Here is a 23,982-nt window from a genome sequence, read left to right as displayed (position 1 = left end):
ATACGGGGCGCGTGGCCGGACTATCGCCGCGCCATCTCGGTGCCCGACACGCGAATGGCCGGAAACCAGTCGGTGGGCTTTGCGATCTCGTCCTGCGAGGCGACGATCTCCAGCTCGTAACGCCCTGCATCGTAAGTCGTCTTCACCACCGCGTTGACGGCCGCGAGCGTGTGTTCGAGCGCGTGGCGCAAGGAATCGCCCTGCAAGGTGCGCGCGACGAACACACCGCTCGTCAGATCGCCGACGCCCACTGGCTGACGCGCGAACGGATACAGCGGACGCTGCGCGAACCACGCTTCGTGCGCGTTCACGGCCAGCATGTTGAAGGTATCGGCGCGACTGTTGCGGTCGAGCAGATGCTTGACGAGCAGCGTGCGCGGCCCGCGCGCGATGACTTCGCGGCAGGCATCGACGGCTTCTTCCACCGTCTCGATCGGCCGGCCCGCGAGCTTTTCGAGTTCGAGGTGATTGGGCATCATGGCATCGGCGACTTCGGGCATGGTCGTCACGAGGAAGTCTTCGATGCCCGGCGCCACCGTGCAGCCGCCCGTCACGCCCATGACCGGATCGCAAAAGAAGAGCGCGCGCGGATTCACCGCCTTCACCATCTTCACGATCTCGACCACCGCGCGGCCTTGCTCGGTCGCGCCGAGAAAGCCCGACAGCACGGCGTTGCAGCGGCCGAGCACGCCGATCGCGCCGATACCTTCGATCACGCTCTGGAGCTCGTCGGCGTCGACCACGCTACCGGTCCAGCGGCCATATTGCGTGTGATTGGAGAACTGCACCGTGTTGAGCGGCCAGACGTTGACGCCGAGACGGCGCATTGGGAAAACCGCCGCGCTATTGCCGGCGTGGCCGAACACCACATGCGACTGGATACTCAGGACGTTGTTCATGTTTTTGATTCCCGGGTGCGGCTTGTTCGGTCAGGAGAATGCCGCATGGCATGCGGCTTCTCTTCGTGCTCGCAAGCGTTGCGTGTGGATCGCGAAGCTTGCATAGCCGTATTGTGCCGTGCCTTAACGCACCGCGGCATCGTCCACGCACGATAAATTGCGCAACTGCAACACCCGAGAAGGCCGCCGCACGGGCGTTCGGCACGCTGTTTGCTCGAAAATGCCGCCAACATTCCGTGCACTGGGCACGGCAGCGCGGATCGGTGGAACAAAAAAAGAGCGACATCGGTACACGAATGCCGACGCGCACCGGATAATGCTTCCACCCTGTTCGTGCGCGCGAACTCATGGACCTACCCCAAGCCAGCGAGCTCGCGCGCCGCCAGCATACGAGGACGAACAAGAGAGCAGCATCAATTCACTAGTCGCAGGTCAAATCAGGAGCTGACATGGAGACGTCGTCAAAGAATCGCACCGATTTGCAAAAGTCGACCCTGGCAATCGTCCTCGCCGGAGGGCGCGGCACTCGTCTCGGACCGCTTACCGACAGGCGCGTCAAACCTGCCGTGCACTTCGGCGGCAAGTACCGCATCGTCGATTTCGCTTTATCGAACTGCCTTAACTCGGGCATCCGCCGTATCGCCGTCGTCACGCAATACAAGGCTCACTCGCTGTTGCGCCATCTTCAGCGCGGCTGGGGTTTCCTTCGCGGCGAGTTCAACGAGTTCATCGATATCTGGCCGGCGCAGCAACGCGTCGATTCGAGCTGGTATCGCGGCACGGCCGACGCCGTGTTCCAGAACCTCGACATCATCCGGTCGATTGCGCCGGAGTTCATCATCGTGCTGGCGGGCGATCACATCTACAAGATGGATTACACGCGCATGGTGCTCGACCACGTGGAGAGCGGCGCGGATTGCACGGTCGGCTGCATCGAAGTGCCGCGCATGGACGCGACCGCCTTCGGCGTGATGCATGTCGATGAAAATCGCCGCGTGACGGACTTCCTGGAGAAGCCCGCCGATCCGCCCGCCATGCCCGGCAAGCCCGACGTTGCGCTCGCGAGCATGGGCATCTATGTGTTCAGCGCGAAGTATCTTTACCACCTGCTCGAAGAGAACATCGCCGCGTCGAACACGGATCACGACTTCGGCAAGGACATCATTCCGCGCGTGGTGACGAGCGGCACGGCCATCGCGCATCCGTTCAGCATGTCGTGCGTGACCTCCAGCGCCGATCCCGAAGCGCCCGCTTACTGGCGCGATGTCGGCACCGTGGATGCCTACTGGGCCGCAAACCTCGACCTTGCATCGACCATCCCCGAACTGGATTTGTACGACCGCAAATGGCCGATCTGGACCAATCAGGAACAGTTGCCACCAGGCAAGTTCGTGCGCGATCTCAACGGCCAGCAGGGCGCGATCACCAATCTGCTCGTCTGCGGCGGCTGCGTGATCTCGGGTTCGCAAGTTTCGAAGTCGGTGTTCTCGTCGGCGGTGCGGGTGCACTCGTTCTGTAACATCAATGAGGCAGTCTTGTTGCCTCAGGTGACGATAGGACCGAGTTGCCGATTGCAGCGCGTGGTGATCGATCGCGGTTGCACGGTACCGGAAGGTCTCGTGATCGGCGAAGATCCGGACGACGATGCCGCGCGCTTTTTCCGCACGGAGTCCGGCGTCACGCTCGTCACGCGCGAAGCGTTGCAGCGGCTCGCGGATCGTTGAAGCCACGAAGTAGTCAACTCAACCTACGGGAGCGCCGATGACCGTGTGCGTGCTGCATGTCGCAGCAGAAATGTTTCCGCTGTTGAAAACCGGCGGCCTCGCCGACGTAGTCGGGGCGCTGCCGCCGGCGCAATCGCAACTGGGCACGAACGCGCGCGTGGTGCTGCCGGGCTTTCCCGCCGTGCTCGAAGGTCTCACCGGCATCGAGCCCGTCGCGGATCTGGGCGCTGCGTTCGGTGCCGGCAATGTGCGGCTCGAACGCGGTGTGCTGCAGCCGCATGGCGTGATCGTCTACGTCGTGCGGGCCGACCAGTTTTACGACCGTCCGGGCAATCCTTATCTCGATGCCGCGCATCGCCCGTATGCGGACAACGACCGGCGCTTCGCGCTGCTCGGCTGGAGCGCGGCACGTATCGCTGGCGGCGCCGATCCCGCTTGGCAGCCGCAGATCGTGCACGCGCACGACTGGCATGCGGGCCTCGCGCCCGCCTACATGCGCGCGTTCGAGCGTGAAGGCGCGCCGCGCGTCGCCACGGTGATGACGGTGCACAACCTTGCGTATCAGGGCGTCTTTCCCGCGTCCGAGTTCGGCGCGCTGCAATTGCCGGGCGACTTTTTCGCGGTCGATGGCGTCGAGTTCTATAGTCATGTCTCGTTTTTGAAGGCCGGGCTTTACTACGCGGACCGCATTACCACGGTGAGTCCGACTTACGCCCGCGAGATCCAGACGCAAGCCCACGGCGCGGGTCTGCATGGCCTGTTGCAGTCGCGTACCCACGACATCACCGGCATTCTGAACGGCGTCGATTATTCGATCTGGAGCCCTGCCGTCGATGACTCCATCGGGTCGCGCTACACGGCCGCGAAGCCATCGGCGAAAAGCAAATGCAAAGCCGCCTTGCAGGAGCGCATGGGCCTCACGCGCGATGACGACGCCCTGCTCTTCGGCGTCGTCAGCCGCCTGACCGAGCAGAAGGGTCTCGACCTGCTGCTTTCCGCCGTGCCGGATATCGTGCAGCGCGGCGGCCAGCTCGTCGTGCTCGGCACGGGCGACCCGGCGCTCGAAACCGGCATGAAGAACGCGGCGCTCGCGCATCCGGGCGCGGTGGCCGTCGAACTGGGTTTCGACGAAACGCTCTCGCATTCGATCATCGCGGGCAGCGATGTCGTCATGGTGCCGTCGCGTTTCGAGCCTTGCGGACTCACGCAGCTTTATGCGCTGTCGTATGGCGCGCCGCCGCTCGTGCATCGCGTGGGCGGGCTCGCGGATACGGTCGTCGATTGCTCGCTGGAAAATCTCGCGGATGAACTCGCGACCGGCTTTACCTTCGATGTCTTCGACCGCGCGGGGATCGTCGGTGCAATCCGGCGCGCGTTCGCGTTGAAAGCGCGTCGCACGGAGTGGAAGACCGTCGTCAAACGCGGAATGACGCAGAACTTCGGCTGGGAGACGGCGGCATTGCGCTACGCGGAGGTCTATCAGGGCGTGCTCGGCGCGTGAACGTGCCGGGCGCGCACCTTGCTTGCCGCCACGTGACGCAAATCACACGGAAACGCTCATGCAACGATCCCTCGAAGGCCAGATCGCGCTCGTCACGGGCGCGAGTTCCGGCATCGGCGCGGGTGTCGCCCAGTCGCTCGCCGATGCTGGCGCGAAAGTCGCCATCAACTATCACTCGCACGCGGAACCCGCCGAAAAGCTCGCCGCCGAGATCACGGCGAATGGCGGCGATGCGTTCGCCGTCGCCGCCGACGTCTCCGACGAACACGAAACCGACGCCATGTTCGATGCCGTCGTCAAGCGCTATGGCACGGTGGATATCGTCGTGGCGAACTCCGGCCTGCAAAAGGACGCGAGGTTCACCGAACTCACGCTCGACGACTGGCGCCGGGTTATCGACACGAACCTGACCGGGCAATTTCTCACCGCGCAGCGCGCGGTACGCGAGTTTCAGCGGCGCGGGCCGCGGCCGGTGTCGAAGGCGCTCGGCAAGATCATTTGCATGAGTTCGGTTCACGAGATCATTCCGTGGGCAGGGCACGTGAACTACGCATCGTCGAAAGGCGGCATTCAGATGATGATGAAGTCGCTCGCGCAGGAAGTCGCGCCGCTGCGCATCCGCGTCAATTCCATCGCGCCCGGTGCCATCCGCACGCCGATCAACAAGGACGCGTGGGACACGCAGGAAGCGCTCGACCGGCTGCTCACGCTCGTGCCTTATGGGCGCGTCGGCGAAGTGGAAGACATCGGGCGCGCGGCGGTCTGGCTCGCCTCCGACGACAGCGATTACGTCATCGGCACGACGCTCTTCGTCGACGGCGGCATGACGCTTTACCCCGGTTTCGCCGACAACGGATGATCTGTTCGTCCCGACAACAAACGAAGGCCAGCGGGCCGCAACCACATAACCAACGGGACATACGATGAAGACAATCACAGTAGACGTCGCCGTGATCGGGGCGGGCACGGCCGGTCTCGCCGCGTTTCGCGCGGCAAGCGAGGCTGGCGCGAAGGCCGTCGTGATCGAAAGCGGCGAACTGGGAACGACGTGCGCGCGCATCGGCTGCATGCCGTCGAAGCTCTTGCTCGCCGCCGCGAATGGCCTGCACGACGCGCACGCGCTGGCTCCGCGCGGTATCGAAGGCACGCATGCGCTCGATGCCAATTTCGCGCACGTGCTCGACTATGTGCGGCACGAGCGCGATCACTTCGTGAATAGCGTGATCGAGGAAACGAAGTCGTTTCCCGACGGGTCGATCCTGCGCGGCCACGCCCGCTTCGACGGGCCGACGACGCTCGTCGTTAGCGACGAGACGCGCATCGAGGCGAAAAGTATCGTGATCGCGACGGGCGCGGCGCCCGTGATTCCAGACGAGTTGAAGGTCTTCGAGGACAAACTCATCACGAGCGACGATCTGTTCGAACTGCACACGTTCCCGAAGCGCATGGCCATCTTCGGCGCGGGACCGATCGCGCTGGAACTCGGACAGGCGCTGTCGCGGCTGGGCGTCGAAATATTCATCTTCGCGAAAGGCGGCGGCGTCGGCGCGATCAGCGACACGCCCGTGCGCGATGCGCTCGCCGCCGCGCTCGCCGACGAGTTCTATCTGGATGCGGATGCGAAGATCGACGAAATGTCGCTCATGGACGGGCAACCGACGCTGCGCTTCAAGACGCCCCAAGGCGACGAGCGCATCGAGCGCTTCGATCTCGTGCTCGCCGCGACCGGACGCGCGCCGAATCTGCAGCCGCTCGACCTCGGCAAAACGGGCATCGAGCTGAACGACAAGGGCGCTCCGCTCTTCGACGAAAACACTATGCAATGCGGCAAGAGCGCGATTTTCATTGCAGGCGATTGCGACGGCACCCGTCCCTGGCTACAGGATGCCGCCGACGAAGGCAAGCTCGCAGGCGACAATGCCGCGCGCTTCCCGGACGTGAAGCCGGTCAAGCGCAAGGTGCCCTTTTCCATCGTGTTCTGCGAGCCGCAGGTGGCGATCGTCGGCGCAGCCTACGACGATCTCGACAAGCAGATGACGGTGACGGGCGAAGTATCGTTCGAGACGCAAGGACGCAGTCGGGTAATGCGGCAGAATCGCGGCCTTCTCCATATCTACGCCGATGCCAAAACCGGCAAGCTGCGCGGCGCGCAAGGCTGCGGCCCGGCGATGGAACATCTCGGGCATTTACTCGCCTGGGCATTGCAACTCGACTTGACGCTGGACGAAACGCTGAAGCTGCCTTTCTATCACCCGGTTGTCGAAGAAGGATTGCGCACCGCGTTAAAAGATGCGAATAGAAAGTGCTATGAAGAACGCTCGGAGACGCCACCGGGATTGCCCAGCGCCGCAGGTTATTGAACGCCTGAAACGAGAAAGGCCGGCTGCAAAAGCAGCCGGCCCTTTTTGACTCAGAGCAAGAACGCGTGATTTAGCTTTGGCTCAAGCCATATTGCAGTGCAAGGTCAAAACCGAGCACGACGAGCGAACAGAACAGCCCCAGCGACAAATTCGCAAGGCGATGCCCCACGTCCTTATGCTTCGTCAAAACCGCGCCCGCCAGGAAAGCAATTTCAACAATGACCTGCATGGCGAACACGGCGATCATCAGCGCGAACTCATAACCCATCGCGTTGAAGTTCATGAAATTAAAGCCGTTGACCGCAACATAAGACCCTACTCGCCAGATTTCGTATGCCAATAACAGCAACGGGAAAAAGTAGCTGGCTACATAAGTCGGCAGCGTGGCGTGCCGCAGTTCCATGTTTAAGTGTCGTGTTACTTGCATCGCGTACTCCTCGTCTGAGCGCCCGACAGGCCGGGCTAATCGCCTGCATCCAGTAACGCCATTGCAGCCGTGTTTTAACAGTACAAGGGCGTCGTGCTTTCAGAATAGGACAATTTTCGAGAAAGCGAATCATCGTTATCCCGATGATTCCACCCAGTAAGGGGTTTAAAGCGACATGGTGCAGTGCAGCTTAATAAAGCGATTATTACGTTAAGACGAATTAGGCACGCACGTGCGTGCCTAATTAACCTATTGCTTAATCTGCGTTACCGCTCTTGGGTTTTCCGTATAACTTGATAATGCCCGAAAAGTCGAGTCCGCCTAACCCCTGCTGGCTCATCGACTGATACAACTGTTGTGCCAGAGCGCCCATGAAGACGGGCTGTCTCGCGCCGCGCGCGGCATCGACTGCAAGGCCGAGATCTTTGAGCATGAGATCCGCGCCGAAGCCGCCGCTATATCCGCGCGAAGCCGGCGCGGTTTCGACAATACCCGGATAGGGATTACACGTATCCGAACTCCAGCAACGCCCCGTCGATGTATTGACAATACTCGCCAGTTTCGAAGGATCGATACCGAGCGTTTCTCCGAGTTTCATTGCTTCGGCAACGCCGATCATCGAAATACCAAGCAGCAGGTTATTGCAGATCTTTGCAATCTGGCCCGTTCCGGTTTCGCCGCAACGCACCATGTTCTTACCCATGCCCGCCAACACGGGACGCAAGGTTTCGAAGAGCGCCACTTCCGCGCCGACCATGAAGGTGAGCGTGCCGGCCTGCGCGCCGACCACGCCGCCGGACACCGGCGCGTCCGCGAACGGATTGCCGTGCTTCGCCGCCGCCGCGCCGATGAACTTCGCGGTCGCCGGGTCGATCGTGCTGCTGTCCACGAGCGGAACGCCTGCCTTGACGCCCGCGAGCACGCCGTCATCGCCGAGATAGACCGCCTTCACGTGCGCGGCGGCGGGCAGCATGGTGATGACCACTTCCGCGTCCCGCACCGCGTCGCTCGGGCGCGCGGCGAGCGTCGCGCCTGCCGCTTTCGCCGCATCGAGCGCGGGCGCGGAAAGATCGAACGCCGTCACCGCGTGACCGGCCTTGAGGAGATTCGCCGCCATCGGGCCACCCATGTGCCCGAGTCCGATAAAGCCGATATGCATCGCTGTCTCCTGTTTAACGCAACGCGATGGTCGTGTTGACGCCGTCGTTGACGGTGGCGTCGTCGAACCAGCGCGCGGTCACGGTTTTAGTCTGCGTATAGAACTGCACGACCTGCTTGCCGTACGGACCGAGATCGCCGAGCTTCGAGCCGCGCGATCCCGTGAAGCTGAACGCGGGCACCGGCACCGGAATCGGAATGTTGATGCCGACTTGACCGATATCGATCTCGCTCTGGAACTTGCGCGCCGCCGCGCCGCTTTGCGTGAAGAGGCCGACGCCGTTGCCCATCGGATTGCGGTTCACGAGTTCGATCGCGTCTTCGAGCGTCGAGGCTTCCAGCACGCACAGCACCGGCCCGAATATCTCCTGCTTATAGATGGTCATCTCGGTGGTGACGCCCGTGAAAATGGTCGGCGCGATGAAGTTACCGCTCTCGTAGCCTTCGATCGACACGTCGCGTCCGTCGAGCGCGAGCGTCGCGCCCTCTTCCACGCCTTGGCCGATCAGCCCGAGGATGCGTTCCTTCGCTGCCTTCGATACAACCGGCCCGACATCCGTATTCGGCTCCGTGCCGCCGTTGACTTTGAGCGAGCGCGCGCGTTCGACGAGTTCCGGCACCCAGTCCTTGGCCGCGCCCACGAACACCGCGACCGATGTCGCCATGCAGCGTTGTCCCGCCGCGCCGAAACCCGCGCCCGCGAGCGCGTTGAGCGTCTGCTCCTTGTTGGCGTCGGGCAGGACGACGGCGTGATTCTTGGCGCCCATCATCGACTGGACGCGCTTGCCGTGCTGGCTTGCGAGGTTGTACACGTGCGTGCCGACCGCCGTCGAGCCGACGAAGGAAATCGCGCGGATCAGCGGATGCGTGCAGATGGCATCCACCACTTCCTTGCCGCCGTGCACGACGTTGAGCACGCCCGCCGGAATGCCCGCTTCGACCGCGAGTTCGACCAGTTCCATGGTCGAAAGCGGATCTTGTTCCGATGGCTTCAGCACGAAAGTGTTGCCGCAGACGATCGCCATCGGGAACATCCAGAGCGGGATCATGGCCGGAAAGTTGAAAGGCGTGATGCCCGCGCAGACGCCAATCGGCTGGCGCAGCGTGTAGGTATCCACGCCGCCCGCAACGTTCTCCGAAAACTCGCCCTGTTGCAGCGTGCTGATGGAACACGCATGTTCGACGACTTCGAGGCCGCGGAAGATATCGCCTTCGGCATCGGCCAGCGTCTTGCCTTGCTCGGCGGTCAGCGTCTGCGCCACCCGTTTCAGGTTCTGCCGCACCAAATCCTGAAAGCGCAGCATGAGGCGCATGCGCACGCCGAGCGGTGTGGCGCGCCAGGTCTGAAACGCCTTGTGCGCGGCAGTGACGGCGTCATCGACTTCTTCCTTGGTCGCGAACGGCACGCGGCCGACGACTTCCTGCGTCGCCGGATTGACGATATCACGCCAATCCGCAGTCTTCGAGTCGATGAATTTGCCGTCGATCAGCAATTTGGCCGTGCGAGTCGACGTGTCTGCGCGAGCCGCGCCTTGAGTCGGATGTTCAGCAGCAATATTCACGAATGTCTCCTTGTTGGAATGTCATGCAGAAAGGACGAACGGAAGCGACGGGACGCGCCAAAAGGCCAGCGGCAAGGGAATGAGCATGTCGTCTCCGGAATCGTTATCGGTGCGCCGTCATGCAGCGCACTCGTACCCTTGAGTATAGTTATGCAAAAGTCCATCGACGCGCCATAAAAACACCCGATCGATATGCAAAAACACACGAACTTCGATCTAAGCAAACTCAACTGGGACGACCTGCGCTATTTCCTCGAAGTCGCCCGCACGCAGCGCGCGAGCCACGCCGCCAAGCGGCTGGGCGTGGATTACACGACGGTCGCGCGGCGCATTCGCGTGCTGGAAGACGCACTCGGCGCGCTGCTCTTCGATAAATCGCGCAGTGGCGGTTTCGTCCTCACGGCGGAAGGACAACATCTGCTCGGTTTCGTCGATTCGATCGAGACCACGGTACAGTCCGCCACCGAGCAGATCGCCAACACGGGTCACGCGCTGTCCGGCCACGTGCGTGTCGGCTCGACGGAAGGTTTCGGCTGCTTCTTTCTCGCGCCGCAACTCGCGCGCTTTCAAGATGCGCATCCGAACATTTCCATCGATCTGCTGCCCGTGCCGCATTTCGTGAGTCTCTCGAAACGCGAAGCGGATATCGCCGTCACGCTCGAACGCCCGGAGCAAGGCCAGTATGTCTACACGAAGCTCTGCGATTACCGGCTCAAGCTCTACGCCACCGCCGAATATCTCGACGCGCATCCGCGCATCCAGACGAAGGACGATCTGCCGCGTCATCGTTTCGCGAGTTATATCGACGATCTCGCCTTCAGCTACGAGCTGCTCTATCTGGAGCGCGCGGTGCCGGGCGCGGTTTCGCGCTTTCGCAGCACGAGCGTGATCGGGCAGTACTTCGCCGCGTTGCAGGGCCGCGCGCTCGCCATTCTGCCGTGCTTCATGGCCGCGCCGGATGCGCGACTCGTGGCGGTGTTGCCGGAGCAAGTCGAAGTGACGCGGGCGTTCTATCTTTCTTGCCGCGAGGACTTGCGCAAGCTCAGACGCATCACGACAGTGTGGGATTACTTGCGCGAAGCAGCGGACGCCAACCGCGCGTTTCTCATGGGCAGCGACTCGAACATGACGTGGGTCGACGTCAAGGCATCCTGATTAATTTCGAGATAAATAAGGCCAAAAAGCGGAATTCGTAGCATTTTGATTCGAGACCTCAAATACGCGCATTCGTGCGGCATAATCGCCGGCCGGTTTCCATGTTCGTTCCGCGCCGCGATCCTCCTATCCTCATGCTTTCGCCTAGTTTCATCCTGCTTCAATCCGCACGGGCTCACGACGCCCGTTCTGCTCGCGCGTCTCGCTAATGGCTTTCGTCATCTGGTCACGGCGATCGGTATCGAGCAAGCGCATTCGCTTCGTCGAAGCGCGTACCGCGCGTGCAATCGCCGTCGTCGCGCTGATCGCGCTGCTCATCGCGGCGCTCGCGCTCGGCATTGCCATCGGCACGATCTTCGGGCGCAGTCATCTCGGCGAGGAACACGCGCTCGTCTCGCGCAATTCCTACGAGATCGAACAACTCGGCCGTCTCAATGCCTCGCTGATCGAACTCGCGCCGCGCGTGGAAAGTCTTGCCGCGCAAGTCGGCGAACTGCACGATTTCGACGCTCACCTCAAGGCCGCGAACGGCGGCGAGGGCGGAGCACCCGGTGTCCACGACGTCCCGCCGCTGCCCGATAGCGACGAAGGCGGCCCCGCACTCGATGGCGCGGGCGGCCCCGAATTGCCGCCGCATCTTTGCGATACGAACAGCAGCGCGACCGGCTCGCCCCGGCAGCGCATGAAGCGCGCCGAGCAGATCATCGACTGTATCGGCGACAAACTCTCGCTGCTCCAGGACAAGACCTTTGCACACTACGCTGCCTACATGGCCTACCCCGGCCGCGATCCCGCGCCGGGCTCGCACTTCGGCTCGCCTTACGGCAATCGCTTCGACCCGTTCACCGGCAGGCTCAGTTTCCATCCCGGCATGGATCTGGTCGCGCCCACGGGCACGCCCATTCTCGCGAGTGCGGGCGGTCGCGTGGTCCAGGCCGGCGAGCATTCCGGCTATGGCAATGCGGTGGATATCCGTCACAGCAACGGCGTCGTCACGCGTTACGGCCATGCATCTAAACTGCTCGTGCATCAGGGCGAGTACGTGATGCCGGGACAAGAGATCGCCGAAGTCGGTTCCACGGGGCGTTCGACCGGACCGCATCTGCACTTCGAGGTGATCCTCGATGGCGCGCAGATCAATCCGAAGCCCTATCTCATGCTTTTCAGGGGCATCGCTCATGCGCAAGGCTGATTCCAAACGGGCGTCGATGCAACTCGCGCGCCACACCTACTCGCTCACGCCCAAGCGCAGTCTCGCGTTCGTACCGGGCGTCATCGCCGCGGTCTGCGCCATCGCCGCGCTCGGCGCTGCCGGCTATTCGCTCAAGACTTCGCACGAACAGGCGCGCAAGCTCGACGTGCTGTGCGCGCCGCCCGCCCCCGAACAGACGTTGCGCGATCAACTTCAGCATGCGCAATTCGCGCTCGAACAGGAAGCCGCAACGCGCACGGCGCTCGAACAACGCGCGGCGCAGGCCACCGCGCAGATCGAGAAATTACAGACCGATCTCGCCTTCCTCAAGAAACAGCGTTGATGCGCTTCTCGCAGCGCCGCCGGCGTCGCTCGTCACATCCAAACAGCATTGCAAGGACTCGATATGTTTTCATCGAAGAAAGACACTCAAGGCGTGAAGCAAGCCAAGCTCGCCACGCTCATCGCGCATAACGTTCATATCTCGGGCGACCTCGAATTCAGCGAGGGCCTGCGCATGGACGGTCAGGTCACTGGCAACGTGACGGGCCGCATGGGTGACGAGTCGCTGCTCGTCGTGAGCGATCAGGGCGCGATTCACGGCAACGTCGTCGCGCACGATGTGATCATCAACGGACGCGTGGTCGGCGACGTCACCGTCGCGAATTTCGTCGAGCTTCAGTCCAACGCTCACGTGCACGGCAACATCTACTATCAAAAGTTGCGCATGGATGTCGGCGCGACCGTAGAAGGCAAGCTGACTCGGCTCGATTCGATGCAAGGCGGCCTCGTCGCCACGCTGCCCGCGCCCGAACCCATTCCCGTGCTCGATTACTCGGCGAAATAAGGCGTCGCGTTCTTGCAGCAAGGGAAACAGCGAGCATGCAAGGCGAGGCATTTCCGCTAAGATTCGGGAGATGAAGAGGCCACGCGCTCGCGCCCTCGCATGTCGCTCGTACATGACGCGGCCCGAGCGCCCATCGACGCGTGGCCCGTGACATCGACACAACAAGGGCGCCCCATGCTGGTCAATTGCGCGGCTTATCAAAACGGCCGGAAGCTCGCGGACGTGCATATCGACGATATCAACGCTTATCGCGATCTGCCCGATTCTTTCATCTGGGTTGCATTGAAGGAACCTGGTCCCGGCGAACTCGCCCACATGACGCATCAGTTCGGCTTGCACGAACTCGCGGTTGAAGACGCGCAAAACGGCCATCAACGTCCGAAGATCGAGGAATACGGCGATTCGCTATTCGCCGTGTTCCACACTGTCGAGTTCGATGAAGAAGGCGAAGTGCTCGTTGGCGAGATGAACGTATTCGTCGGCAAGAACTATGTGCTCTCGGTGCGTAACCGGACAACGCAAGGCTTTCAGGAAGTCAGAAAGCGCTGCGAGCGCGAGCCGCATTTGCTCAAGCACGGTCCGGCGTTCGTGATGTACGCGCTGCTCGACGCGGTGGTCGATCGTTACTTTCCCGTGCTGGAATCGCTCGGCTCGGAACTCGATGAAGTCGAGGAGCGCATCTTCGAGCAGAACGGCTCGACGGCTTCGCGCGAGATCATCGAAGATCTCTATTCGCTCAAGCGCCGCATGACGATCCTGCAACATCACACGGCGCCGTTGCTCGAAGCAGTCAGCAAACTGTATGGCGGACGCTCGCCGGGGGTGTGCGCGGGCATGCAGGAATATTTCCGCGATGTGTACGATCACCTGTTGCGAATCGTGAAGACCATCGAAGGACGTCGCGAAATGATCGTCACCGCGATACAGGTGAATCTCGGCCTGATCGCGCTCTCGGAAAGCGAAGTAACCAAGCGTCTCGGTTCGTTCGCCGCGCTCTTTGCCGTACCGACCATGATCGCCGGCATCTACGGGATGAACTTCCATCGCATACCCGAGCTGGACTGGGCTTACGGCTATCCTGCGTGTCTTGCTGTCATGCTAGCGGTGGATTTAGTACTATATTGGCGCTTCAAGAAGGCAGGTTGGCTATAATGCTGTCTTGCAGAGCTCGCGCCTGGCGCCAAAACGGAACCAAAACGCGATTTCATTTGTCTAACAGAACATGTCGGCGCGAGGCGCTTCAGGGTCTGTCGGCAGGCTCACCGGTTCTGAGCTGGTAGCTTGAATTGACGCGAAACGGCCTCATATCTCCTCCAGACTGTTGCCAGCGCGCATTCGACACGTTCACTCTAAGCTTCACCTGTACCGCACCAACCGCACGTCGGCAAAATTCAAGGTCCTGCACGGCCTTGGCCACGCCGATGTCGCCGTCCCGGTCATGCCGGCCAGGCGCTCACTTCCGAGCCGCCATGTCGTTCCGGCCTCTGTCCGTCAAGCTCTCGGGCCTGAATTGAGACGCGGCGCGCTCATCGTCAGGGGCGCGTCGGGCACCGCTTTCGCGCTTTGTTTGCGATGCACGCCGCCCTGCAGCGACCACGCCCGTGCAGCGCCGCCCGCCTTTTTGGCGACTTCCGCGGCGAGGCACTGTGGCAACGGCGCGGCACCCATGATTACTACTTCAACAGGAGCTCCATATGGCGAAAGAAGAACTACTCGAACTCGACGGTATCGTTGATGAAGTGCTTCCCGACAGTCGCTACCGCGTGACGCTGGACAATGGCGTCGTCGTGGGCGCATACGCCTCGGGCCGCATGCGCAAGAACCACATTCGTATTCTCGCGGGCGACCGCGTGACGCTGGAATTGTCGGTGTACGACCTGACCAAGGGCCGCATCAACTTCCGGCACAAGGACGAACGCGCAGGCAGCGGTGGCCCGCGCGCGCCAATGCGCCGTCGTTAAGCAGCAACGTCGTACATGCGGTAACGGTTTGATCAGGAACGCGCCCGCCCGATCCGCGGCAAACGCGTGCATTACCTTGAGCGGATCTTCACAACTTCGACGCGGCCGCTAGCCAGCCCGGTCGGGCAAACCGCCACGGCTGCGCCACGCGTCGATGTCTGTACGTTTCGCTTAATCGAGCTATCGAGCGGCCCGCATCGCCAATATGGCGTCGAGGCCGATAGCGAAACCGTCTTCGTCATTGCTCGCCGAAACCAGGCTCGCGCGCCGTTGCACGGCCTCCGACGCTTGTCCCATGGCAATTGACACACCCGCGATCTCGAACATGGCGACATCGTTGCCCATGTCGCCGAGCACGGCCACACGATCCAGCGGCACATTCGCGCGCTTCGCCAGCTCGCGCACGGCGTCGCCCTTATTGGCTTCGAGGCTCGTGACATCGAGGTAATAGGTTTGCGAACGCGCCGCGTGTGCGCGATCCTTCAGCCGCTCCTCCAACTGTTTCTCGACCTTTTCGATCAGCGTTGCATTCGAAGTCGAACCGACGATCTTGTCCACCGCCGACAGATCGAGTTCGTCGAAGCGCTGTACGCGCACGCCTTCGTAGCCCACGGTGCGCGTTTCGAGCGGCACGTATTCGCCATCGGGATTGGTCAAGTACCAGTTATCGTCGATGAACACCCAGGCATCCACGCCCGTTTCGGCAAGCGTGTCCAGCGCGGTCTGCACGGCATCGCGCGGCAGTTTGTGCGCGGCGAACGTTTCCCACGTTCCCGGCTGAACCAGACTGCCGCCGTTGTAGGACCCAAACGGCAAATCCACGCCGAGCGTCTTCACGATATGACGCATGCCCTTGCCCGGCCGGCTGCTCGCCACCGTAAACTGCACGCCCGCTTCGCGCAGGCGCCGCACGGCGTCGACGGCTTTGTCGCCGAGCGTCTTGTCGGTGTAGAGCAGCGTGCCGTCGCAATCGGTGACGACGAGTTCGACCTTCGCGAGCGCCTCGAACGCGGCGGCGCCGTCGCCGGTTGCGCTATGGAGGCCGTAGCGGATATCGGCGGCGCTCATGCTTGCGCTCCCTTTTCCTTGTCCGCGTGCTGCGCATTGAAATGCGGCAACTGACGCGTTTCCCGCACGGAACGCGGATGCCAGAGCTTCGCGCCGCCTTCGATGCCCGCCGCGTTCGACACCACCGCCACGTTCGGCGGTAACTCGAACTTCAGATTCGCGGCATTGCCGCCGCCGATCCACAGCTTGTCGTAATTCACGAGCGACGACAGAATGCCGATGACCTTCTGAACGCGCTTGTTCCAGCGTTTATTGCCCGCCTTCTCGCGCGCCGCCGCGCCGATGTATTGGTCATACGCGTCGCCCTTCTTCGACACTGGATGATGCGCGAGTTCCAGATGCGGCATGAGTTCGCCGTCGCGAAAGAGCGCGGTGCCGGCGCCGGTGCCAAGCGTCAGCACGAACTCCAGGCCGCGCCCTTCGATAGCCGCGAGCCCCTGCATTTCGGCATCGTTGATCATGCGCACGGGCACGCCGCCGACGCGCTGCGAGATCAAATCCGCGAGCGGGATGCCGTTCCAGTATTCGTTGCCGAGATTGGGCGCGGTCAGGACGACGTTGTTGCGCACCACGCCCGGAAAGCCGATGGAAATATGCGTCGGCGGTTCGGCAACGAGCGGCTCGACCAGCTTGATGAGCGTATCGACGAGCACTTCGGGCGTCGCCGGATGCGGCGTTGCCACGCGCAGGCGATCGCTCTTCATTTCGCCTTCTTCCGAGATGATCGCGGCTTTCAAGCCCGTGCCGCCCACGTCGATGGCGAGAATGCGCTCGGCGCGCGCGGCGCCTTTGTCGATGGTCGTGCGGCTCTTGGTTTTTTTCGCTACGGATGTCGTGCTCACGCTTTTCGTCCCCTTGATCAGTTGGTTTTCTTGATGGTGTCGGTAAGCGAGCGCCACGCGCGGCCATCGGCTGCGAGCAGCTTGTCGGATGCCTCGGGCCCCGCGCTACCGGCCGGATACCCGTGCACCTCGACCTCGCCGTCATGCGGATGCAGTACGTCGTCCACCGCGGCCCATGCCGTCTCGATGCTGTCCGCGCGCTGAAACAGCGTCTCGTCGCCGAGCATGCAGTCGTAGAGCAGCGTTTCGTAACCGACGTTGGCGCGCTCCGCGAAGAAATCGCCGTAATTGAACGCCGAGCGCACCGCGCCGATCTGCATGATCGGTCCCGGCACCTTCACGTTGAAGTCGAAACTCGTGCCGTGCGCCGGATCGATACGCAGCGTGAAGACGTTGGGCGTGAGTTCATCGACGGGCGTGTCGCGGAACAGGCGAAACGGCACGGCCTTGAGATAGATCGAAATCTCCGTGCGGCGCTCGGTCAAACGCTTGCCGGTGCGCAAGTAAAACGGCACGCCCGCCCAGCGCCAGTTGTCCACATAGACGCGCGCCGCGGCATAGGTTTCGGTGCGGCTGTCTTTCGCGACGCCGTCTTCTTCTTTGTAACCCTTGCCCGCTGGACCGGCCTCGTACTGGCCGAATACGACGTCTTTAGGATGCAGCGGCACGATTGCATCGAACACCTCGGCTTTCTTGTCGCGCACGGTTTCGGCGTCGAAGGAATTGGGCGGCTCCATTGCCACCATGCCGAGCAACTGGAACAAATGGTTCGGCAGCATGTCGCGAAATGCGCCGGTCTGTTCGTAGAAGCTGCCGCGCCCTTCCACTCCGATGGTTTCCGCCGCCGTGATCTGCACGTGATCGATGTACTCGCGCCGCCACATCGGCTCGAACATGGCGTTGGCGAAGCGCACGGCGAGAATGCTCTGCACCGTGTCCTTGCCGAGAAAATGGTCGATGCGATAAACCTGCGACTCCGACGCATACGAAAGAATGCAGCGATTGAGCTCCTGCGCCGTGGCCAGGTCGGTACCGAACGGCTTCTCGATGACGAGGCGGCGGAAGCTGCCGTCCTTCTCTTCCAGCAGGCCCGCGCTGCCGAGATGCTCGACGATAGGCCCGAAGAACCGCGAGCTCACCGCCAGATAGAACACGACGTTGCCGCCCTTGGCCTTCGCGAGCCGGCTTTTGAGGCGCTCGAAGGTTTCGTCTTCGGTGAATTCGCCCGCGAAGTATTCGAGCCGCTCGGTGACCCAGCTCCACGCTTTTTCGTTGAGTTGCGACGTGTGGAACGTGCTCGCTTTGTCGGCGGCGAACTTGCGTAGCGACTGCGTCAGCTCATCGCGCCAGTCGGCGGTTTCGCGCTCGCCGTGATTGACGCCGATGATCTGCATGCCGTCGTCGAGCAGGCCATCCGATGCGAGGTTGTAGAGCGCGGGCATCAGGAGCCGCTTGGTGAGATCGCCGCCCGCGCCGAAGATGACCAGCGTGCAAGGCGGCGCGGGATGCTTGCCGGCAAGCGGCGTGGCCTGTTCCGGCTTTTGCCCGCTCAATTGCGTTGGGTTCGATTGCTGTGCTTCGTTGTTCTCGTTCGGCATGACTCGTTCGCCCCTTGATCGTTTTGTGCAGTACTCAGGACAGACCCCGAGCGACGCGGCACAGTTCAAAAGCTTGCAGTGCTTTGCGGTAGAAGCAATAAAGACGTATGGCTTTTGTAATTAGCAACCTTACGTGTCGTAAAATATGCGCGCCAGCGGCGTGGGTACGGGCGGTGCGGGGCATGCGTCATCATCAACCATCAATGCGACACGGACCTCACATGAATGCCGACGATACCAAGATCGACCTGCCCGCCTATTACAAACGCATCGGCTACGACCAAACGCAGCATACGGCGGCCACGCTCGAAACACTGCGCGCCTTGCATGCGCTGCACCCGCAAGCCATCCCGTTCGAAAATCTCGATGTCCTGCTCGGCCGTCCCGTTCGCCTAGATCTTGCCTCGGTTCAGCGCAAGCTCGTGACCAATGCGCGCGGCGGCTATTGTTACGAACACAATCTGCTGTTCCGCAGGGTACTAGAAGCGCTCGGTTTTCGCGCGCGAGGTTACGCGGGACGTGTGCTGTGGGGCCGCGACGATCCCGCCATGCCGCCGCGTGCCCACATGCTGCTGATCGTCGATCTCGACGAAGGTCCCTTCCTCACGGATGTCGGTTTTGGCGGCATGACGCTCTCCGCGCCGCTTGCGCTCAAGTCCGGGCTAGAACAGATCACGCCGCATGGCGCGTTCCGGCTCGACGGCATCGAAACCGGAACCATGCTGCCGGGCTACATCCTGAACGCCTATATCGACGGCGACTGGAAGCCGGTCTATCGCTTCGACCTCGATCCGCAATACGACGTCGACTACGAGATGTCGAACCATTTCGTGTCGACTTACCCGAGTTCCGTCTTCGTGAACAACCTGCTCGCGGCACGTCTTGCGCCCGGCAAGCGTTACGGGCTTTTCAACCGGCGCCTGAGCGTGCACGACGACCGCGAAGGCACGAGTCATCGCGAACTGAAGACGATAGAAGAACTAAGGCGTGTGCTGTCGGACGAGTTCGCCATTCGTCTGCCGGATGCCGCCGATCTCGATGGCGCGCTCGCGCGGCTTCCGTAACGCATCGAGCGCAACGCCGATCCCACTCCCAGCACACGCACGAGACCACGATGCTCAAGAAAAAGACGCGCGGCGGCAGCGATTTTCAGACTCATCATCGCAGTACGATGCTCGCGCGGCAGTTGCCCGCGTGGCGTTCGCAACTCGTGGTGATCGGCCTTGCCGCGGCTTTTTTCGCGCTCGCCGGACGAGCGGCGTGGGTGCAGGTGGTCGACCGCAAGTTCTATATCGGCGAAGGTCAGAAGCGCTATCAGCGCACGCTCTCCTTGCAGGCGACGCGCGGCAAGATAGTGGACCGTCACGGCGCCATGCTCGCCGTCAGCCTGTCGACGTATGAAGTCTGGGCAAGCCCGAAACTCTTCGACGGCACGCGCGGCGACGACATCGCCCAACTGCTCGGCATGCCCGCGCGCGATTTGCAAAGACGCGTCGAAACCGGCCGCAGCTTTGTATTGCTCAGGCGGCAAGTGGAGGCCGAGACAGCGGAGAAGATCGCGCAGATTGGGCGCGCGGGCATCACGCTCGTGCCGGACACCAAGCGCTTTTATCCGGAAGGCGAATCGGCGGCGCATATCGTCGGCTTCACCGACAACGAGGACAACGGTCAGGAAGGCGTGGAACTCGCGGCGAACGCGCGTCTGACAGGCGAAGCGGGTCAGCGCGAAGTGATTCGCGACCGGCTCGGGCGCGTGATCTCGCAGATCGGCGAGCCCGACTTGCCGCAAAACGGCGAGACCATTGCGCTCACCATCGACCGGCGCATTCAGCAGCTCGCGCATACGCATCTGAAGGCGGCAATTGCGAAGCATCGGGCGCGCGCGGGCAGTGTCGTCGTGCTCGACGCCAAGACCGGCGAAGTGCTCGCGCTCGCCAACTATCCGACCTTCGATCCGAACGACCGCAGCCATTTGACCGGAGAGCAACTGCGCAATCGCGCGCTCACCGATACCTTCGAGCCCGGCTCCACCATCAAGCCGCTGGTCGCCGCGTTGTCCATCGACCTCGGCAAGACGCGGCCGGAGACGCGCATCGATACGTCGCCCGGCACGCTCAAGATCGGCCCGAACGTGATCCACGATACGTCGAATCACGGCGTCATCACCGTCTCGGAGGCGGTGCAGATGTCGAGCAACGTCGCGCTCACGAAGCTCGCGCTGCAGATTCCCGCGCAGACCATCTGGGACAAGTACCGCGATTACGGCATCGGCCGCGCGCCGGAGCTGACTTTTCCGGGCGCGGCGGTCGGCAGGTTGCGCGCGCCCGAGCGCTGGAAGCCGATCGAGCAGGCGACCATGGCTTATGGCTACGGCATGTCGCTGTCGCTCGTGCAGATTGCGCAGATCTATACGGCCTATGCTGGCGACGGGCGCTTTCACGCAGCCACGCTTATTCAGGGCGAAACGCGCCGCGACCCGTTGCAGGTCACGAAGCCCGCCACCGCGAAGGCCGTGCGCAACATGCTGGAAATGGCGATGGGCCCGAACGGCACCGGCCGCGCCGCCGCGGTCGAAGGCTATCGCGTGGGCGGCAAGACCGGCACGGCGAGGAAGCAGATCGGGCGGTCGTATGCGGCGAACAAGTATCGCGCGTCGTTCGTCGGCATCGCGCCGATGAGCGATCCACGCGTGATCGTCGCGGTAATGATCGACGAGCCGTCGGGCACGACGTATTACGGCGGGACAGTGGCGGGGCCGGTGTTCTCTGGCATCGTCGGCGCGACGTTGCCATTGCTGGGCGTGCCGCCGGATGCTTGAGCGGGCGCGCACTTTGCTGCCCAATCATCGAGCGCGAACCTTGCCGCATGTCCGCCTTATCGAACTGTAAAGGCCCTGTGCTCTAATGCGGGTTCGCAGAGAACAACGGTCATTCGGGAGACTCATGAAGAAATTTGTCGCGGCGCTAGCGCTGCCTTTGCTCATTACCGCGTGCGGCCGTTTTCATAACGCCGATGCCGGGCAACCCGAAGTCGAAGCCGCATCCACGGATAACCGGGTCGGCGAAATCGTCCAGTGCATCACCGACGAAGCAAAGAAGCACGACACCAAATACAAGTCGACGCCAATCCCGCAAGGCACCATGCTCGAATTCGGCGATTCGAACGTCGTCAAGGTCCGCTACGACAACGGCGAGACCACGTACCGCTTTTATCCCGGCGAGCGCCACGCATCGAATCTTTGGATCGAAGGCGCTGGTAAGAAGTGCGCGCCCTGAGTCCAAATGCGCTCGACCAAAGCCATCAACGCCGTCGAACGGCTTAAAACGCGTAGCGGCAACGCGCACTATGCGGCCGTCTCCATGCCCGGCGGCTACTTCTATCTGGTCGAACGATCGGCGGAAGGCTCGCGCAAGATCTCCGAGCCAATGCCAATGGACGATTTCGTCACCTTCGTCAACGCGCGCGAGCCCGGCAAGCCGCGCAAGGTCAGCAAGCTCGACGAGGCGCTCGAAGCGCAAATCAGCCGCAGCGGCAAGCGCGCGTCCGAGTAGCAGTTTCGTCTTCGCGGGTAGTCCCGCATCCTTCCGAATCTCATCAGCCCTTTGCGCGGCGCAGCGCACATAGCGCCGCACCGCGCCTGCTTGAATGTGCGATGCCAGACGGAGCGCCGCCTCGCCGTTTGCGACTATTTTTTCAACGATTCGCAAGGCGTTGACATGGGGATGTCGTCGCCGCACGAGTCGTGAAAACAAAGACGAGTAAGGGGCGCTCACGACGGTTCGACCAGAACCGGCGTGGGTGATCGGGGTACGGGGTGAAGCGGCTACGGCGTAGCGCGACGATGAGCGATTTCATCGGGCGCTTGCCTGCCGAGAGGAAGACCACAAATGAAAAAAAAGAAAAGTGAGACCAAGGGCAGTCTCTTGCCCTCGGCCATGGCGGATCTCGAACTTCAGCATATCGAGCGCGCAGTCGCGCAGCTTCGCACGATGAACAACCAGTCTTCCGGCACGCTCAATGTCGACTATTGGCGCGAGCGGCTTGCGGCGGTATCGGCGGGATTCGCGCTCGTGCCGGCGCAGAAGCAGCGCATCGAAGCGCTTTCGACGGCGCTCGATTCCGTGAGCAGCAAAGGGCCGAGCGGCCCGGGAAGCCGCAAGAAATCCACGAACAGGCTGTGGGCGAAAGCGGCCTAAAAACCGCTTTCGCCACTCGCGCCGGGCGGCGCGAAATTCCGCGCTGCGGCGCGCGCTATTGTCATATCCGTTCGCGCGAAAGCTGCGCGAGGGGTTCCCGGTGCTCACTGCCGGGCATCGTTCCTGCTCGATGAAAGGTCATCGATTCATACAGGGAACGCCATGTCCAACACATCACACCGCACCTCGAAGATGGTCGCTGCTATCGTTGCCATCGGCACGACGGTGTTCAGCACTTACGGCTTTGCGCAGATCGTCCAGGGCTCCGGCTCCGACTCGCAAGACAGTCGCGCCTCGGATTCGACTTCGCGTGCGAATCCGGCGGGCGTGACGGTGCATGAATCGCAAAAGCCGCAATCGAAGGATGCGGCGGGCGCGGCGCGAGGCCCCAGCGCCGGCAAGGATCACAAGACCGATGGCGCGGGCGGGTTCAACAACGGTCTCTACGGCACGGGAGCTGGCAACAATAAATAAGGCGTGTGGTCGGATAGCGATCAGGGCGTTGCCGGTTACTCGACGCCCTGTGCCGCCTATCCGTTACTTCTCGCCTTGCGGCGTTCCCTCGATTTCCGGCGCAATGGCCGCGTGATTCACGATCGCCACGAGCGATATCCCGCCGAGCATATTGCCGATCACGGTCGGAATCATAAAGACCAGAAAGTAATCGCCGATACTCGCCGCACCGATCATCACCGCATAGGCCGCTTCCACCGATCCCGCGATCACGTGCGTCAGCTTGCTCACAGCAACCGTATAAGTCACGATCAAAATGGTCAGCAGCCGCGCCGAGCGCGCGCTCGGCAGCAGCCAGACCATCAACGCGATCAGCCATCCTGAAAACACGCCGCGCACGAGCGTCACGCCGAAGTCGGCGGAAAACGGCATCTCGGCGACGTGGGCGAGCGCTTCGGTGACTTCCGGCGAGAAGACGCCCTTGATCTGCAGAATGCCCGCGAAAATTGCCGTGCCGACAAGGTTGAAGACGAGCACGATCGCCCAAAGCCGCAGTGTCTTGAACAGCGTCTTCATATCGCGGCGCGTGAGCACCGGCAACACAGCGGTCAGCGTGCTCTCGGTGAACAATTGCTGGCGTCCGAGCACGACGAACACGAAACCGATCGTATAGCCGAAGCTCGATACGAGCGAACGCCAACTCGTCTCCGGTAACGAGCTTTCGAGAATCGACTGGACGAGAAACGAGAAACCCATCGAAAGGCCGGCGGCAAGCGCCGACCACATCAGCGCGCCGAAGGTCCGCTCCATCGCCGCCTCGCCTTCTTCGCGGACGATTTCGTGAACGACGAGCGCATGCGGCGTCGAATGCTCGGCCGCCTGTTCACGCTCGGCGTTATCGAGGTTGGGCGACTGTGCGCCAGCGGAACTTTCCTTGGGAGAAGCTTCGGTGGATGTTTCTTCTTGCTGCGCGCCGGGTTTCGGCTGTGACATGTTTTTCTCCCTGAAAGCCGCTCGATGCAGGGATCGGATGAGCGGC

General features: G+C 62.2%; 24 protein-coding genes. 16 read left to right on the top strand and 8 right to left on the bottom strand.

Going from position 1 to position 23,982, the window contains the following annotated elements; translation table 11 throughout:
• Window positions 1–20: 20 nt before the first annotated feature.
• Entirely contained in the window at window positions 21–899 is an 879-nt protein-coding gene (pdxY, locus tag NCR98_RS15935; RefSeq protein ID WP_244828375.1) for a pyridoxal kinase PdxY, read from the bottom strand.
• Window positions 900–1,348: 449 nt separating this feature from the next.
• On the opposite strand from pdxY, the gene glgC reads away from it, so the two are divergent.
• The 4 genes from glgC to NCR98_RS15915 all read left to right on the top strand — a co-directional run bounded on the left by glgC (window position 1,349) and on the right by NCR98_RS15915 (window position 6,484).
• A complete protein-coding gene (glgC, locus tag NCR98_RS15930; protein WP_244828377.1) occupies window positions 1,349–2,623 on the top strand; it encodes a glucose-1-phosphate adenylyltransferase in 1,275 nt (424 codons plus the stop codon).
• 37 nt (window positions 2,624–2,660) lie between these two features.
• Complete coding sequence (glgA, locus tag NCR98_RS15925) at window positions 2,661–4,124, top strand: glycogen synthase GlgA (protein WP_250526629.1); 1,464 nt, start codon at window positions 2,661–2,663, stop codon at window positions 4,122–4,124.
• Window positions 4,125–4,182: 58 nt separating this feature from the next.
• Window positions 4,183–4,983, top strand: a complete 801-nt coding sequence (locus NCR98_RS15920) for an SDR family oxidoreductase (protein WP_244828381.1) — start codon at window positions 4,183–4,185, stop codon at window positions 4,981–4,983.
• 64 nt (window positions 4,984–5,047) lie between these two features.
• Window positions 5,048–6,484: a dihydrolipoyl dehydrogenase gene (locus NCR98_RS15915; RefSeq protein ID WP_250526628.1), complete on the top strand. Its 1,437-nt coding sequence runs from the start codon at window positions 5,048–5,050 to the stop codon at window positions 6,482–6,484.
• A 70-nt stretch (window positions 6,485–6,554) separates the two neighbouring features.
• On the opposite strand, the gene NCR98_RS15910 is transcribed toward NCR98_RS15915, so the two are convergent.
• From NCR98_RS15910 to NCR98_RS15900, 3 genes are all read right to left on the bottom strand, one after another.
• Window positions 6,555–6,887, bottom strand: a complete 333-nt coding sequence (locus NCR98_RS15910; protein WP_250526627.1) for a hypothetical protein — start codon at window positions 6,885–6,887, stop codon at window positions 6,555–6,557.
• A gap of 280 nt (window positions 6,888–7,167) precedes the next feature.
• Window positions 7,168–8,070, bottom strand: coding sequence for a 3-hydroxyisobutyrate dehydrogenase (gene mmsB, locus NCR98_RS15905; RefSeq protein ID WP_250526626.1), 903 nt, complete (start codon window positions 8,068–8,070; stop codon window positions 7,168–7,170).
• Between the two features lie 13 nt (window positions 8,071–8,083).
• The gene (locus NCR98_RS15900) at window positions 8,084–9,631 is read right to left on the bottom strand and encodes a CoA-acylating methylmalonate-semialdehyde dehydrogenase (protein ID WP_502799754.1); all 1,548 of its coding nucleotides are present in this window, start codon (window positions 9,629–9,631) and stop codon (window positions 8,084–8,086) included.
• A gap of 192 nt (window positions 9,632–9,823) precedes the next feature.
• Between NCR98_RS15900 and NCR98_RS15895 the strand changes: the two genes are divergently transcribed.
• The 6 genes from NCR98_RS15895 to infA all read left to right on the top strand — a co-directional run bounded on the left by NCR98_RS15895 (window position 9,824) and on the right by infA (window position 14,786).
• Window positions 9,824–10,786: a LysR family transcriptional regulator gene (locus NCR98_RS15895; RefSeq protein ID WP_250466796.1), complete on the top strand. Its 963-nt coding sequence runs from the start codon at window positions 9,824–9,826 to the stop codon at window positions 10,784–10,786.
• A 208-nt stretch (window positions 10,787–10,994) separates the two neighbouring features.
• Window positions 10,995–11,978 (top strand): M23 family metallopeptidase, encoded by a 984-nt coding sequence (locus tag NCR98_RS15890; protein ID WP_244828387.1) that lies wholly within the window; start codon window positions 10,995–10,997, stop codon window positions 11,976–11,978.
• Window positions 11,965–12,321, top strand: a complete 357-nt coding sequence (locus tag NCR98_RS15885; protein WP_244828388.1) for a hypothetical protein — start codon at window positions 11,965–11,967, stop codon at window positions 12,319–12,321. The genes NCR98_RS15890 and NCR98_RS15885 overlap by 14 nt, the downstream gene beginning before the upstream one ends.
• A 63-nt stretch (window positions 12,322–12,384) precedes the next feature.
• Complete coding sequence (locus tag NCR98_RS15880; RefSeq protein ID WP_244828389.1) at window positions 12,385–12,825, top strand: bactofilin family protein; 441 nt, start codon at window positions 12,385–12,387, stop codon at window positions 12,823–12,825.
• 174 nt (window positions 12,826–12,999) lie between these two features.
• The gene (gene corA, locus NCR98_RS15875) at window positions 13,000–13,977 is read left to right on the top strand and encodes a magnesium/cobalt transporter CorA (protein ID WP_244829707.1); all 978 of its coding nucleotides are present in this window, start codon (window positions 13,000–13,002) and stop codon (window positions 13,975–13,977) included.
• A gap of 542 nt (window positions 13,978–14,519) precedes the next feature.
• Window positions 14,520–14,786, top strand: a complete 267-nt coding sequence (gene infA, locus NCR98_RS15870; RefSeq protein ID WP_244828391.1) for a translation initiation factor IF-1 — start codon at window positions 14,520–14,522, stop codon at window positions 14,784–14,786.
• Between the two features lie 180 nt (window positions 14,787–14,966).
• Here infA and NCR98_RS15865 read toward each other — a convergent pair whose 3' ends face one another.
• Genes NCR98_RS15865 through zwf form a run of 3 tightly spaced genes read right to left on the bottom strand, consistent with a single transcriptional unit; the run spans window position 14,967 to window position 18,294 of the window.
• Window positions 14,967–15,854 (bottom strand): HAD family hydrolase, encoded by an 888-nt coding sequence (locus tag NCR98_RS15865; protein ID WP_250526625.1) that lies wholly within the window; start codon window positions 15,852–15,854, stop codon window positions 14,967–14,969.
• Entirely contained in the window at window positions 15,851–16,696 is an 846-nt protein-coding gene (locus tag NCR98_RS15860; RefSeq protein WP_250526624.1) for an ROK family protein, read from the bottom strand. Before NCR98_RS15860 ends, NCR98_RS15865 begins: the two co-directional genes overlap by 4 nt.
• 17 nt (window positions 16,697–16,713) lie before the next feature.
• A complete protein-coding gene (gene zwf / locus NCR98_RS15855; protein WP_250526623.1) occupies window positions 16,714–18,294 on the bottom strand; it encodes a glucose-6-phosphate dehydrogenase in 1,581 nt (526 codons plus the stop codon).
• 221 nt (window positions 18,295–18,515) lie between these two features.
• Between zwf and NCR98_RS15850 the strand changes: the two genes are divergently transcribed.
• From NCR98_RS15850 to NCR98_RS15825, 6 genes are all read left to right on the top strand, one after another.
• Window positions 18,516–19,358 carry an arylamine N-acetyltransferase family protein gene (locus tag NCR98_RS15850; protein WP_250526622.1) on the top strand — a complete coding sequence of 281 codons (843 nt, stop codon included), beginning with the start codon at window positions 18,516–18,518 and terminating at the stop codon, window positions 19,356–19,358.
• Window positions 19,359–19,408: 50 nt separating this feature from the next.
• Entirely contained in the window at window positions 19,409–21,112 is a 1,704-nt protein-coding gene (locus tag NCR98_RS15845; RefSeq protein ID WP_250526621.1) for a peptidoglycan D,D-transpeptidase FtsI family protein, read from the top strand.
• A 124-nt stretch (window positions 21,113–21,236) separates the two neighbouring features.
• Window positions 21,237–21,569: a hypothetical protein gene (locus NCR98_RS15840; protein ID WP_250509951.1), complete on the top strand. Its 333-nt coding sequence runs from the start codon at window positions 21,237–21,239 to the stop codon at window positions 21,567–21,569.
• Between the two features lie 6 nt (window positions 21,570–21,575).
• Entirely contained in the window at window positions 21,576–21,845 is a 270-nt protein-coding gene (locus NCR98_RS15835) for a hypothetical protein (protein WP_250493266.1), read from the top strand.
• A gap of 336 nt (window positions 21,846–22,181) precedes the next feature.
• A complete protein-coding gene (locus NCR98_RS15830) occupies window positions 22,182–22,490 on the top strand; it encodes a hypothetical protein (protein WP_244828399.1) in 309 nt (102 codons plus the stop codon).
• 162 nt (window positions 22,491–22,652) lie between these two features.
• The gene (locus tag NCR98_RS15825) at window positions 22,653–22,964 is read left to right on the top strand and encodes a beta-xylosidase (RefSeq protein ID WP_250466784.1); all 312 of its coding nucleotides are present in this window, start codon (window positions 22,653–22,655) and stop codon (window positions 22,962–22,964) included.
• Window positions 22,965–23,027: 63 nt separating this feature from the next.
• Here NCR98_RS15825 and NCR98_RS15820 read toward each other — a convergent pair whose 3' ends face one another.
• Window positions 23,028–23,936, bottom strand: a complete 909-nt coding sequence (locus NCR98_RS15820; protein ID WP_250466782.1) for a formate/nitrite transporter family protein — start codon at window positions 23,934–23,936, stop codon at window positions 23,028–23,030.
• Window positions 23,937–23,982 lie beyond the last annotated feature (46 nt).

This window comes from Caballeronia sp. GAWG2-1 (genome assembly GCF_023631405.1).
Classification (GTDB): domain Bacteria; phylum Pseudomonadota; class Gammaproteobacteria; order Burkholderiales; family Burkholderiaceae; genus Caballeronia.
The sequence above is the reverse complement of the archived record's forward strand: the minus strand, read 5'-3'. Positions and strand labels throughout refer to the sequence as shown.